Below are 13,441 nucleotides of genomic sequence, written 5' to 3'. Positions count from 1 at the left end.
TAACAACTGCAAAGGCGTTGTATCAGGCACACCGCATTTACCGACTTTACGACTGCTGCCGAGCGGGAGCAAGCTCCCTCGCCACAAGGCTCCCTATTACGCAACCACCTTCGATACCTTCGCCACGGTCGGCTTGAGCACCAACCACAACGCCGCCGCGATCAAAACTCCGCCATACACATGGGCCATGGACAAGGGTTCATCAAGTAACAGCGCACCCCACAACACGCCGAATGGCGGGATCATGAAGGTCACGGTCATCGATTTGACCGGGCCAATCGAGCTGAGCAAGCGGAAGTACAGGATGTACGCAAAGGCGGTGCAGACCAGTCCCAACCCCAGCAGCGACAACCAGACGCTCCAGCCCCCCCAGCTTGCCGGTGGCTGGCTGATGGCGCTGTAACCGAACAGTGGCAACAGAAACAGCGTCGCGCCCAGCATGCTGCCCAACGCCGAGAGGCGACTGTCGAGCCCGCCTTGCTGATCGAGCCAGCGGCGCGCGAGGAAACCGGCGAAGCCGTAGCAGGTGGTCGCGAGGAGGCAGGCGAGGGCGCCCATCAGCAGTTCCAGATCGAAGGCCACGGGACCGGCGCGGGTCAGAATGCCGACCCCGAACAGCCCAAGGCACACCCCGGCAATCTTCGCCGGGGTGAGTCTTTCGCTGAAGAACACCCCGCCAATCAACACGCCCATCAGCGGCGTCGTCGCATTGAAAATCGCCGAGTAACCGGCCGGCAGCACTTGGGCGGCGACCGAATACATCGTCGCCGGAATCCCCGAGTTGATCACTCCGAGCAGCAGCACCGTCTTGAACTTGCCGCGGAAATCCCAGCTGACGCGCATCAGCGCCAGGATCACCAGCAACCCGCTGGCGGCAATCGATACGCGGAAAAAGGCGGTGGGGATAGTGCCAATCTCTGGGGCGATGATGCGCATGAACAGAAAGCTTGCGCCCCAAATGGCGGCAAGCGCCAGCAAACGCAGTATATCGACGGGGTTCACGGCTCGTTCCTTCCTTGATTGGCGCGCAAGTGTCGCCGCAGGTACGACCCATGGCAATGGTTGCTTTGCGTAACAGTTGGCCTCTAAGCTCAGCCCTTCAACGATAAGAACCATCTCCAGAGGTTTATCTATGCCGCAGCAATGGCCAGCCGCCGACATCGCCCGAATGATCCTCGATGGCTTCGACGATTACCGCGAGCATTTCCGCCAGATCACCGACGGCGCCCGCGGGCGTTTCGAGCAGGCGCAATGGCAGGAGGCGCAGGTCGCCTCGGCGGCGCGGATCAACCTCTATGAAGATAAAGTCGGTGAAGTGGTCGCTCGGCTGCACGAGGCGTTCGAGGCCGAGGCGCTGCTGGACGTCAGCTACTGGCCGCTGGTGAAAAGTGCCTATATCAGCCTGATCGACCTGCGCTTCGACGATGAGCTGTCCGAGACCTGGTACAACTCGACCTTCTGCGGACTGTTCAGCCATGACCTGATCAGCGATGGCTGCATGTTCATCCACACCACCCGGCCGAGCCTGCGCCGGGCCCGTGCGGCGCAAACCCACATCTATAAGCCTGAGGGTGAACTGTCGGGCATGCTCGAGCAGATCTTCGTCGACCACAGCTTCAGCGAGGCCTACGCCGACTTGCCGGGCGATCTGCGTCGGCTCGAAGCGCAGTTGCGCGAGAACTTGCCGGACTGGGTCTGCAAGGACCCGCAGTTGAGCGTCGAGTTGTTTTCCTCGGTGCTGTACCGCAACAAGGGTGCGTATCTGGTGGGACGCATCTACACCCAGGATGACCAATGGCCGTTGGTGATCCCCTTTCTGCACCGCGAAGGCCGCGGGATTCAGATCGATGCGTTGATCACCGATGAAGCGGACGTGTCGATCATCTTCTCCTTTACCCGTTCGTATTTCATGGTCGACGTGCCGGTGCCGGCGGAGTTCATCGGCTTCCTGAAACGCATCCTGCCGGGCAAACACATCGCCGAGCTGTACACCTCGATCGGCTTCTACAAACACGGCAAGTCCGAGTTCTATCGCTCACTGATCAATCACCTGGCCAACACCGACGACCAGTTCATCATGGCTCCGGGTGTGCGCGGCATGGTCATGAGCGTGTTTACCCTGCCGGGTTTCAACACCGTATTCAAAATCATCAAGGACCGGTTCTCGCCGTCGAAAAACGTCGACCGCGCGACAGTGATCGAAAAGTATCGCCTGGTAAAAAGCGTCGACCGGGTCGGGCGCATGGCCGATACCCAGGAATTCGCCGACTTCCGTTTTCCGCTCAGTAAATTCGACCCGGCATGCCTGGCTGAATTGCTCGAAGTGGCGGCCAAAACGGTGGAGGTCAATGGCGACACGGTGCTTGTTCGCCACTGCTGGACCGAGCGCCGAATGACGCCGCTGAACCTGTATCTGGAACACGCCAACGAGGCGCAGGTTCGCGAGGCGCTGGAGGATTACGGCCTGGCGATCAAGCAACTGGCGGCGGCGAACATCTTCCCCGGCGACATGCTGCTGAAGAACTTCGGCGTGACCCGTCACGGCCGGGTGGTGTTCTATGACTACGACGAAATCTGCTTCCTGACCGAAGCCAACTTCCGCCACATCCCGGCTCCGCGCACGCCGGAAGATGAGATGGCCTCGGAGCCGTGGTACTCGATCGGGCCGCTGGACGTGTTCCCGGAGGAATTCCCACCGTTCCTGTTCGCCGATGCCGGACAGCGGAGGTTGTTCGATCAATTGCACGGCGAGCTGTACAACGCCGACTACTGGAAAGGCCTGCAAGCGGCGATTCGCGCCGGCAAGGTGATCGACGTGTTCCCGTATCGACGCAAGGGGCTGGATAACGAGTAGTTCTCTGCGACCGCTGCGCGGTCATTCGCGGGCAAGTCGGATCGCCGCACCGCCGCTCCCACAGGTGTTTCGCGATCCATGTGGGAGCGGGCTTGCCCGCGAAAAGGGCCGAAGGACCTTCATGCAGCCGTTTGATCGCTCATTTATAGGCGCAAATCTGCGACAATCCGCCCCCTGCACCACTAGACGACTTTTGCGTACCTGATGACTGACGAATCGCCCGCTATCGACCAACTGCTGAAAAACCTCGATCACGCCATGCTTGCCGACCGTCACCGGCTGCGGCGGCAGTTGCTTGAGCTGCGCAAAAAGCCTGACGCGGCCAAGCTGGCCCAGTGGGTCGAGCGCGCGCAGGCGTCCTGTGCTCGGGTTGTGGCGCGGCGTGCCAGCCTGCCGCTGATTCGCTATGACGACAGCCTGCCGATTGCCGCCAAGCGCGACGAAATCAAAGCGGCGCTGCTCAAGCATCAAGTGCTGATCATCGCCGGCGAAACCGGTTCGGGTAAAACCACCCAGTTGCCGAAAATCTGCCTGGAAATCGGTCGTGGCCAGTACGGCCTGATCGGCCACACCCAGCCGCGCCGGATCGCTGCACGGAGCGTCGCGAGCCGGGTCGCTGAAGAACTGGCGACGCCGCTGGGTGCGCTGGTCGGCTATCAGGTGCGATTCGAGGATCAAAGCGATTCAAATACCCTGATCAAGCTGATGACCGACGGTATTCTGCTGGCGGAAACCCAGAACGACCGTTACCTCGAACGCTACGACACGATCATCGTCGACGAAGCCCACGAACGCAGCCTGAACATCGACTTCCTGCTCGGGTACCTGAAAACCCTGCTGCCGCGTCGCCCGGACCTGAAAGTCATCATCACCTCGGCGACCATCGATCTGGAGCGCTTCTCCAAGCACTTCAACGACGCGCCGATTGTCGAAGTCTCTGGCCGAACCTTCCCGGTGGACACCTGGTATCGCCCGCTGACCCTGGAGCAGGATGAAGAGGGCAACCGCGTCGAAGACGATTTGACGGTGGATCAGGCGATCCTCGCCACCCTCGACGAAATCGCCGCCTATGAACGCAGCGAGCGCCGCAGCCCTGGCGATGTGTTGGTGTTCCTGCCCGGCGAGCGGGAAATTCGCGACGCCGCCGACATGCTGCGCAAGGCGCAACTCAAGCACACCGAAATCCTGCCGCTGTATGCACGGCTGTCGCCGGCCGAGCAGCAGCGGATCTTCCAGTCTCACCCGGGACGCCGCGTGGTGCTGGCGACCAACGTTGCGGAAACCTCGCTGACGGTGCCGGGCATTCGCTACGTAATCGACAGTGGTACTGCGCGAATCAGCCGCTACAGCTACCGCGCCAAGGTTCAGCGCCTGCCGATCGAAGCCATCTCCCAGGCCAGCGCCAACCAGCGTAAAGGCCGATGCGGTCGGGTCGAACCGGGCATCTGCATTCGCTTGTACGCTGAAGAGGACTTTATCGGCCGGCCGGAATTTACCGATCCGGAAATTCTGCGCACCAACCTCGCGGCAGTCATTTTGCAGATGCTGCATCTGCGCCTGGGCGAAATCACTGATTTTCCGTTTATCGAGCCGCCGGATGGCAAAGCCATCAGCGACGGTTTCAACCTGCTGCAAGAACTGTCGGCGGTCGATCGCGAGAGCCAGCTGACCCCGTTGGGTCGGCAACTGGCACGCCTGCCGGTGGACCCGCGCATGGGCCGCATGCTGCTGGAAGCTGCCAAACTGGGCAGCTTGCAGGAAGTCTTGATCGTCGCCAGCGCCATGTCGATCCAGGACCCGCGCGAGCGTCCGCCGGAGCGTCAGCAAGCCGCCGATCAGGCACATGCGCAATGGAAAGATGTGGACTCGGACTTCGCCGGGCTGGTCAATCTGTGGCGCGGTTTTGAAGAACAACGCCTGGCCCTGACTGCCAGCCCGCTGCGCAACTGGTGCCGCAAGAACTTCCTGAATTACCTGCGCTTGCGCGAATGGCGCGACTCCCACCGGCAGTTGAGTCTGATCTGCCGCGACATGCAGCTGAGCCTCAATAAAGAGCCTGCGGATTACCCGAAGCTGCACAAAGCGGTGCTGTCCGGGTTGCTCAGCCAGATCGGCCAGAAGACCGAAGATGGCGATTACCTAGGTGCCCGCCAGCGGCGCTTCTGGATTCACCCGTCATCCGGGCTTGGTAAAAAGCGCCCACAATGGCTGATGACCGCCGAACTGGTGGAAACCACCAAGCTGTATGCGCGGATGGTGGCGAAGATCGAGCCGGACTGGATTGAACCGCTGGCCGGGCACTTGATCAAGAAGAACCACTTCGAACCCCATTGGGAGAAGAAGCGCGGGCAGGTGGTGGCCTTCGAGCAGATCACCTTGTTCGGGCTGATCGTGGTCGGTCGGCGGCCGGTGCATTACGGCCCGATCGAGCCGGTGCTGTCCCGTGAGCTGTTTATTCGTGAAGGTCTGGTACGCGGGGAAATCCAGTCCCGGGCCAAGTGCCTGACCGCCAACCAGCAATTGCTGGAACAGCTCGACGAACTGGAAGCCAAGGCCCGCCGTCGCGATATCCTCGCCGACGAAGAAACCCTGTTCGCTTTCTATGACGCGCGCCTGCCAGCCGATATCCACCAGACCGCGACTTTCGACAGCTGGTATCGCATCCACAGCCAGAAAGACCCGCAACTGCTGGTCATGCGCGAAGAAGACGTGCTGGCCCGCGAGGCCAGTGAAGTCACCGCCGCGCATTACCCGGACACCTTGCATCTGGGCGATCTGGCGTTGGCCTTGAGTTACCACTTCGAGCCCAATCATCCCCGTGATGGCGTGACCTTGCGGGTGCCGGCGCCATTGCTGCCGGCCCTGCCATCCGAGCGCCTGGAATGGCTGGTACCGGGGGTGATCGAGGCCAAGTGCATCGCGTTGGTGCGCAACCTGCCCAAGGTCCTGCGCAAAAACTTCGTGCCGGTGCCGGACTTCGTCAAAGCCGCATTGCAGCGCATCACCTTCGCCGAGGGCTCGCTGCCTCAGGCATTGGGACGCGAATTACTGCGCATGACCGGTGCGCGGGTCAGCGACGAAGCCTGGGCCGAAGCCGCGCAGCAGGTCGATGGCCATCTGCGGATGAACCTGGAAATCGTCGACGGCCAAGGCAAATTTCTCGGTGAAGGCCGCGACCTCGCCGAATTGACGGCGCGTTTCGTCGAGGCCAGCCAGGCCGCGTTGGCCGTGCCGCAAACCGCGAAAAGCCAACAGCCGGTGGAGGCCAAGGTCTTTGCCGCGGTGGCCGAGAAGACTCAACAGAAGATCGCCGGGTTGTCGATGACGGTCTATCCGGCGCTGGTGGAAGAGGGTGGGACGGTCAAGGAAGGTCGGTTCTCCACTGCCGCCGAGGCCGAGTTCCAGCATCGCCGGGCCTTGCAGCGCTTGTTGATGCAGCAACTGGCCGAGCCGGCCAAGTTCCTGCGCGGCAAGTTGCCGGGGCTGACCGAATTGGGGCTGATGTACCGCGAGCTGGGGCGAATCGATAGCCTGGTGGAAGACATTCTGCTGGCCAGTCTGGACAGCTGCATTCTCGACGGCGAAGCCAGTTTGCCGCGCGATGGCGCCGGGCTGGCCTCGTTGGCCGAGCGCAAGCGTGGCGGCTGGACTGAGCATGCCGAACGGCTGGCGAAATTGACGCTGGAAACGCTCAAGCTCTGGCACGGTCTGCAAAAGCGCTTCAAGGGCAAGATCGACCTGGCACAGGCGGTGGCACTCAACGACATCAAGCAGCAATTGAGTCAGCTGGTGTATCCGGGTTTTGTTCGCGAAACCCCGGCTGTCTGGCTCAAGGAGCTGCCGCGTTTCCTCAAGGCCATCGAGTTGCGCCTTGAGAAACTGCCGAGCCAGGTGCAAAAGGACCGGGTCTGGAGCACTGAACTGTCCGGGTTATGGACGCAATACCAGGCTCGCGCCAACAAACACGCCCAGGAAGGCAAACGCGATCCACAGCTTGAGTTGTACAGATGGTGGCTGGAGGAATACCGGGTGTCGTTGTTTGCCCAACAATTGGGGACCAGGGTACCGATCTCCGACAAGCGTTTAAGCAAGCAATGGAGCCAGGTTGAGCCTTAGTCTTTAATCTCGCAAAAGGGGCCAAATGCTAGCGTTTATGGCAAACTTCGCGGTTATAAACGCCGGCCCCACGGATTTGAGCCTTGGCAGCCCAGGTGGATCGAAGTAAAGCGCCGCAAGATTTTCGTGGGATCAAACCCTTTATGTGTTGGTACGTCGGTGCCAATACTTTCTGCCTGAACAGATTAGAGAAACGACCATGCATAACGTCGTCATCAGCGGCACCGGCCTGTACACACCGGCCAACAGCATCTCCAACGAAGAGCTGGTGCAGTCTTTCAATGCCTATGTGCAGCAGTTCAATGCCGATAACGCCGCTGCCATCGAACGCGGCGAAGTTCAGGCGCTGACCGAATCCAATGCCGCTTTCATTGAAAAGGCCTCGGGAATCAAAAGCCGCTTTGTCATGGACAAGGAAGGCATCCTGGACCCGCAGCGCATGACGCCGCGTCTGCCGGAGCGCGCCAACGATGAATGGTCGGTGCTTTGCCAAATGGCCATTGGCGCCGCCGAGCAAGCCTTGCAGCGCGCCGGCAAGACCGCCGCCGATATCGACGGTGTCATCGTCGCCTGCTCCAACCTGCAACGGGCTTACCCGGCCATCGCCATCGAAGTCCAGGAAGCACTGGGCATCCAGGGCTTCGGCTTCGACATGAACGTCGCCTGCTCCTCGGCGACCTTCGGTATCCAGGCCGCGGCCAACAGTGTCCAGCTTGGCCAGGCCCGGGCGATTCTGATGGTCAACCCGGAAGTCTGCACCGGTCACTTGAACTTCCGCGACCGCGACAGCCACTTCATTTTCGGCGACGCTGCGACGGCGGTGATCATCGAGCGTGCCGATCTGGCAACCTCGCCGTACCAGTTCGACATTGTCAGCACCAAGCTGCTGACCAGGTTCTCCAACAACATCCGCAACAACTTCGGCTTCCTCAACCGCGCAGCCGAAGAGGGCGTCGGTGCACCGGACAAGCTGTTCGTTCAGGAAGGTCGCAAGGTCTTCCGTGACGTCTGCCCGATGGTGGCGGAACTGATCGGTACCCACCTGGAAGAGAACCAGCTCAACATCAGCGACGTGAAGCGTTTCTGGCTGCACCAGGCCAACCTCAGCATGAACCACCTGATCGTCAAGAAACTGCTGGGCCGCGAAGCCACGGAAGAAGAAGCGCCGGTGATTCTCGATACCTTCGCCAATACCAGCTCGGCCGGTTCGGTGATCGCCTTTCACAAGAATCAGGATGACTTGCCAAGCGGTTCGTTGGCGGTGCTCAGTTCCTTTGGCGCCGGTTATTCGATTGGTAGCGTGATTCTGCGTAAGCGTTGATTGCATTCAGCGTCGACGAAAATCCATTGTGGCGAGGGAGCTTGCTCCCGCTGGGGCGCGAAGCGGTCCTAAAATCGGCAACCGTGTTTTATCAGGCAGATGCATCAGCCGGTTTACGACTGCTTCGCAGCCGAGCGGGAGCAAGCTCCCTCGCCACAGGTGTGATGTTCATCTGAAAATTGACGGCATTGGGGAAGACCCCCTCACCGCAGGGAATCAGTGTTGATGACTGACGAAACCCAACTGCTCGAACGCCTCTTGGCGGGCGAGCAGCGGGCTTACAAGGAACTGGTCAGCACCTACCAGAGCGCCATGCGCGCCGTGGCCTACGCCATTGTCGGCAATCGTCATGCCGATGAAGTGGTGCAGGACGCCTGGCTGTCGGTCGTGCGTAATCTGGCCGGGTTTCAGGGGCGTTCCAGCCTCAAGACCTGGCTGCTGACCATCACCGCCAACTCCGCTAAAAGCCGTTACAAACAAAACCGCCGGGAAGTCCTGCTGGATGATCTGCCGTCGCCCCACGGCACGATTGGCGATGAGCGATTTTCCTCCGGCGACGGTCACTGGCTGGTGGCTCCGTTCACCTGGCACGAGGACACGCCCGAGGCCCTGCTCACCGAAAATGAGCTGCGCGAATGCCTGGAACATACCCTGTTGAGTCTTTCCGAGCTGCAAAGCAGTGTGTTGCTGCTGCGCGAGCGCCAGGGTCTGGAGTTGGAGGAGATTTGTAATCTTCTGCAGATCTCGCTCTCCAATGTTCGTGTACTGCTGCATCGGGCACGGCTGAAGGTCTTTGCGACCGTGGAGCACTTTGAGGAAACCGGCGAATGTTGACCTGCAAGGAACAAGTGGCGCGATCCAGTGACTACCTCGATGGTCAGTTGAGCTTTCGCGAGCGGCTGATGGTGCGTCATCATTTGATGTTTTGTCCCAAGTGTCGGCGCTTCATCCGGCAGATGCGCTTGATGCAGGCCACTTTGCGGGTGATGCCGGAACCTCCTGTTCCGGGCGCCGACGAACTGGCCGAGCGTCTCGCTGCCGAACGCCGCAAAAACAACCCTTAGAGTTGGGCAATCTTCAGGATCTTGATCTTGATCTTGATCTTGTGGGAGCGGGCTTGCCCGCGAAGGCGGCCTGACAGCCGACCTGGCTTTTGCGGATGTACATCGATCTAATGTGGGAGCTGGCTTGCCCGCGAAGGCGGCCTGACAGCCGACCTGGCTCTTGCGGGTGTACATATCCATTCCTGCGGTAACGGCCACTTAGGGTTTCGCCCTTACGGCGCCTCCCTTTGGCAAACGCCCCAAAGGAAGCAAAGGTCTTCGCCCCAAGCGTTCGGCACCTCGCCAAGGCTCGGTGTTCCCTCGCTCCGGCATTCATCAGGGGGCATCGCCCTCCGGTCTGCTTCGCGACGACCTCCATGCGATGTCCTCGGCTTCGCCGAGGGGCGCTGCGCGCCAGTCCCCTGATGAACACCTCCGTTCGGCCTGCCGAAGGGGCGGGCAGATCAAAAGCACAGATCAAAAGCAAAAGCGAGGCGGCCTGCCGGCCGGCCTGTTTGTATGGGGTACGCGCTCTGTTCGTAGCTGTCGCAGGCCTTTTCAGCACTCTAGCTTGCGGCTTTCAGCTTATAGCTTGCCGCTGCTCCACCCTTATTTCCATTCGAAGTAAAAAAGTTCCGTTGTCACAAAATCTTTATATATCAGCAACTCCCCTGAAATAACCCATCGCCAAGATTCCCTCCCAACACAAGCGGGCCCGACCCGCGTGTTTTTCAGTTTTCAAGACCACCAATTAGGGGAACTCTTCGATGATCCGTAAGCACTTCGCCGGTTTTGCTGCCAGCGCCCTGGCCCTGGCGGTTACCGCCCAGGCTTTCGCTGGCACTGTCACTTCTGACGGCGCCGATATCGTAGTCAAGACCAAAGGCGGCCTTGAGGTCGCAACGACCGACAAAGAGTTCAGCTTCAAGCTCGGCGGACGCGTGCAGGCTGACTACAGCCAGTTCGACGGTGTCTACACGAAGAATGGCGACACTGCCGATGCTGCCTACTTCCGTCGCGCGTTCCTGGAATTGTCCGGCGTGCTGTACACGGATTGGGCTTACGTCATCAGCTACGATTTCTCCCACAACACCGGCGACTCCGACAACGGTTACTTCGACGAAGCTTCCCTGGCCTACAACGGCTTCAAGCCGGTCTCGATCAAAGTCGGTCGTTTCGACCCGGACTTCGGTCTGGAAAAAGCCACCAGCTCCAAGTGGGTTACCGCGCCAGAGCGTAACGCGGCGTACGACATGATCGACTGGGCGAACGGTCATCAGAATGGTCTGGGTCTGCAAGCCTCCAGTACCTTCGCTGATTCGTTCTACGCATCCGCCGGTGTATTCAGCAAGGACACCGACGATACCGATGGCAACAGCGTCAAGCAGGTCAACGGTCGCTTCGTATTCGCTCCGATGCATGAAGCGGGCAACGTGCTGCACTTCGGCGTGAACGTCGCTTCCCGCGATGTTTCTGACACGGCCTTCGATTCGCGTTATCGCACTCGCATGGGCATGCGTGGCGTTGAAACCCTCGGCGGCAACGATGCGGGTACCAATGGCAACCGTCCGGTGCTGGGCGGCAGTTCCACTTCGCCTGCCGGTTCCTATGACCGTGACGATGCACTCGGTCTGGAAGCCGCCTTCGCCATGGGCCCGGCATCGATCCAGGGTGAATACATCGCTCGCAAGACCAGGGCCGATGACAGCAGCCGTGAAGACATCAAGGGGCAGGGTTTCTATGCCCAGGCGGCCTACACCCTCACCGGCGAATCGCGCGGCTATAAAGTGGGCAAGTTCGACGCCATCAAGCCGGCCAACAAGGCCTTCGGCGCCTGGGAGCTGTTCTATCGTTACGACAGCCTGACCGTCGAAGACGACAACATCACCACCGCCAGCCTGACCCGTGATGTCGGCGATGCCGAAGTCAAAGTCCACAACCTGGGTGTGAACTGGTACGCCAACGAAGCGGTGAAAGTCTCCGCGACCTACGTCAAGGCCAAGACCGATAACGTGACCAACGCGACCGCCGCCAGCAATGGTACTCCGGCACGTCGTACTGGCGATGACAGCGGTGACGGCTTCATCGTTCGTGCTCAGTACGTGTTCTAAGCCGCGCTAAACCGATACCGGGCTCTTTCTCATCCGTTAAAGCTCCTTTCGTTTTGACCCCGCCCCGGCGGGGTTTTTTTTATTTCGGCAAGTGCCGGGATGGGCGATACTCGGCGCGTCTGTGAGTCATGATCGTCGGTGAATGCGATGCCGCTACAACGTTTGGAGAGTCTGTCAGCCATCTCGCCTCAAGTATGGGATGCGCTGGTGCCCGACGCTCAGCCGTTCCTGCGCCACGCCTTTCTCAGTGCGCTGGAAGACAGCGCCAGCCTGGGCCCGCATTCCGGTTGGCAGCCCGAGCATTTATTGCATGTTGAAGACGGTCGCTTGCTGGCGGCGTTGCCGAGTTACCGAAAATGGCATTCCTATGGCGAATACGTGTTCGATCATGCCTGGGCTGATGCCTGCGAGCGTGCCGGGATCGAGTATTACCCGAAACTGTTGACCGCCGTGCCGTTCAGTCCGGTAAGTGGGCCGCGCCTGTTGGCCGCCAAGGTAGAGGACGGCTTCGAGTTGCTGAAAAGCCTGCCGGGGTACCTGGAAATCGAAGGGCTCTCCAGTGCTCACATCAATTTCACCGACCCGTTCACCGATGCCGCGCTGGCCGAGCAGCCGGGTTGGCTGCAGCGTGTCGGCTGCCAGTATCACTGGCAGAACCGTGGTTATCGGGACTTTCAGGATTTTCTCGACGCCCTGAGTTCGCGCAAACGCAAGCAGATGCGCAAGGAGCGTGAACAGGTCGCGGGGCAGGGCATCGAGTTCGAATGGCTTGAGGGTCGGCAACTTGATCAGGCGCAGTGGGACTTCGTCTACGCCTGCTACGCCAACACCTATGCCATACGCCGCCAGGCGCCCTATCTGACCCGGGAATTCTTCAGTCTGCTGGCTGAGCGCATGCCTGAAGCGATACGCGTGGTGCTGGCCAAGCAGGGTTCACGACCGGTGGCCATGGCCTTCAGTCTGGTGGGCGGCGACAGTTTTTACGGTCGCTATTGGGGCTGCCTGGCGGAGTTCGACCGACTGCATTTCGAGACCTGTTTCTATCAGGGCATGGAGTACGCAATCGCCAACGGCTTTCAGCGTTTCGACGCCGGGGCTCAGGGTGAGCACAAGTTGATTCGCGGCTTTGAGCCGGTCATCACGCATTCCTGGCATTACCTGAGGCATCCGGGTTTGAAGGCGGCGGTGAAAGATTTTCTGCAACAGGAGCGGCTCGGCGTCCTGGCTTATGCAGAAGAGGCGAGGACCGCCTTGCCATATCGGCAGGACTGATCCCCGCAGATCTGCGGCCTAACTGTCTTCCTTGCCCAGCCAGCGATAAGTCACCCCACCGATCACCGCGCCAAGAATCGGCGCCAGCCAGAACATCCACAGTTGCTGAATCGCCCAACCGCCGACGATCAGCGCCGGGCCGGTGCTGCGGGCGGGGTTGACCGAGGTGTTGGTCACGGGGATCGAGATCAGGTGAATCAACGTCAGTGCCAGGCCGATGGCAATGGGTGCCAGCCCTGCCGGTGCGCGTTTGTCTGTAGAGCCGAGGATGATCACCACGAACATCGCGGTCATCACCAGTTCACAGACAAACCCCGCAGCCATCGAGTAGCTGCCGGGTGAATGTTCGCCATAGCCATTGGATGCCAGGCCGCCGGCCAATTCGAAGCCGGGTTTACCGCTGGCAATGAAGTACAGCAAAGCGGCCGCAATCACACCGCCAATGACCTGCGCGACGATATAAGCGGGCAGTTCCTTGGCCGGGAACCGACCGCCAACCCACAGTCCGACCGACACCGCGGGGTTGAGATGACAACCGGAGATATGGCCGATGGCGAACGCCATGGTCAGTACTGTCAGACCAAACGCCAGCGACACCCCAAGCAATCCGATCCCGACATCCGGAAAAGCCGCCGCCAGTACCGCACTGCCGCAACCACCCAACACCAGCCAGAAGGTACCTAACAACTCAGTGACTGAACGTTTGAACAGAGACATGAGACGC

Annotated in this window: 9 protein-coding genes; 7 read left to right on the top strand and 2 right to left on the bottom strand. The window is 60.3% G+C overall.

Annotation, left to right across the window (positions count from 1 at the left end; translation table 11 throughout):
- Positions 1-96: 96 nt before the first annotated feature.
- The gene (locus AC3I0A_RS19705) at positions 97-1,002 is read right to left on the bottom strand and encodes a DMT family transporter (protein WP_489373992.1); all 906 of its coding nucleotides are present in this window, start codon (positions 1,000-1,002) and stop codon (positions 97-99) included.
- 130 nt (positions 1,003-1,132) lie between these two features.
- Here AC3I0A_RS19705 and aceK point away from each other — a divergent pair, with 130 nt between their 5' ends.
- From aceK to AC3I0A_RS19670, 7 genes are all read left to right on the top strand, one after another.
- Positions 1,133-2,854: a bifunctional isocitrate dehydrogenase kinase/phosphatase gene (gene aceK / locus AC3I0A_RS19700; RefSeq protein ID WP_489373991.1), complete on the top strand. Its 1,722-nt coding sequence runs from the start codon at positions 1,133-1,135 to the stop codon at positions 2,852-2,854.
- Positions 2,855-3,058: 204 nt separating this feature from the next.
- On the top strand, positions 3,059-6,970 hold the full coding sequence (gene hrpA / locus AC3I0A_RS19695; protein WP_489373990.1) for an ATP-dependent RNA helicase HrpA: 3,912 nt from the start codon (positions 3,059-3,061) through the stop codon (positions 6,968-6,970).
- A gap of 199 nt (positions 6,971-7,169) precedes the next feature.
- Positions 7,170-8,291 (top strand): beta-ketoacyl-ACP synthase III, encoded by a 1,122-nt coding sequence (locus tag AC3I0A_RS19690; RefSeq protein WP_489373988.1) that lies wholly within the window; start codon positions 7,170-7,172, stop codon positions 8,289-8,291.
- A 225-nt stretch (positions 8,292-8,516) separates the two neighbouring features.
- Positions 8,517-9,125, top strand: coding sequence for an RNA polymerase sigma factor (locus AC3I0A_RS19685; RefSeq protein WP_489373987.1), 609 nt, complete (start codon positions 8,517-8,519; stop codon positions 9,123-9,125).
- Positions 9,119-9,355, top strand: a complete 237-nt coding sequence (locus AC3I0A_RS19680; protein ID WP_489373986.1) for an anti-sigma factor family protein — start codon at positions 9,119-9,121, stop codon at positions 9,353-9,355. The genes AC3I0A_RS19685 and AC3I0A_RS19680 overlap by 7 nt, the downstream gene beginning before the upstream one ends.
- 746 nt (positions 9,356-10,101) lie before the next feature.
- Positions 10,102-11,445 carry an OprO/OprP family phosphate-selective porin gene (locus AC3I0A_RS19675; RefSeq protein ID WP_489373985.1) on the top strand — a complete coding sequence of 448 codons (1,344 nt, stop codon included), beginning with the start codon at positions 10,102-10,104 and terminating at the stop codon, positions 11,443-11,445.
- Between the two features lie 147 nt (positions 11,446-11,592).
- Positions 11,593-12,717: a GNAT family N-acetyltransferase gene (locus AC3I0A_RS19670; RefSeq protein WP_489373983.1), complete on the top strand. Its 1,125-nt coding sequence runs from the start codon at positions 11,593-11,595 to the stop codon at positions 12,715-12,717.
- An 18-nt stretch (positions 12,718-12,735) separates the two neighbouring features.
- On the opposite strand, the gene aqpZ is transcribed toward AC3I0A_RS19670, so the two are convergent.
- The gene (gene aqpZ / locus AC3I0A_RS19665; RefSeq protein ID WP_489373982.1) at positions 12,736-13,434 is read right to left on the bottom strand and encodes an aquaporin Z; all 699 of its coding nucleotides are present in this window, start codon (positions 13,432-13,434) and stop codon (positions 12,736-12,738) included.
- Positions 13,435-13,441 lie beyond the last annotated feature (7 nt).

It is taken from the genome of Pseudomonas sp. KH_024_B2 (assembly GCF_057839965.1).
Note: the sequence above shows the minus strand (reverse complement) of the source record. Positions and strands in the feature narration are given on the sequence as shown.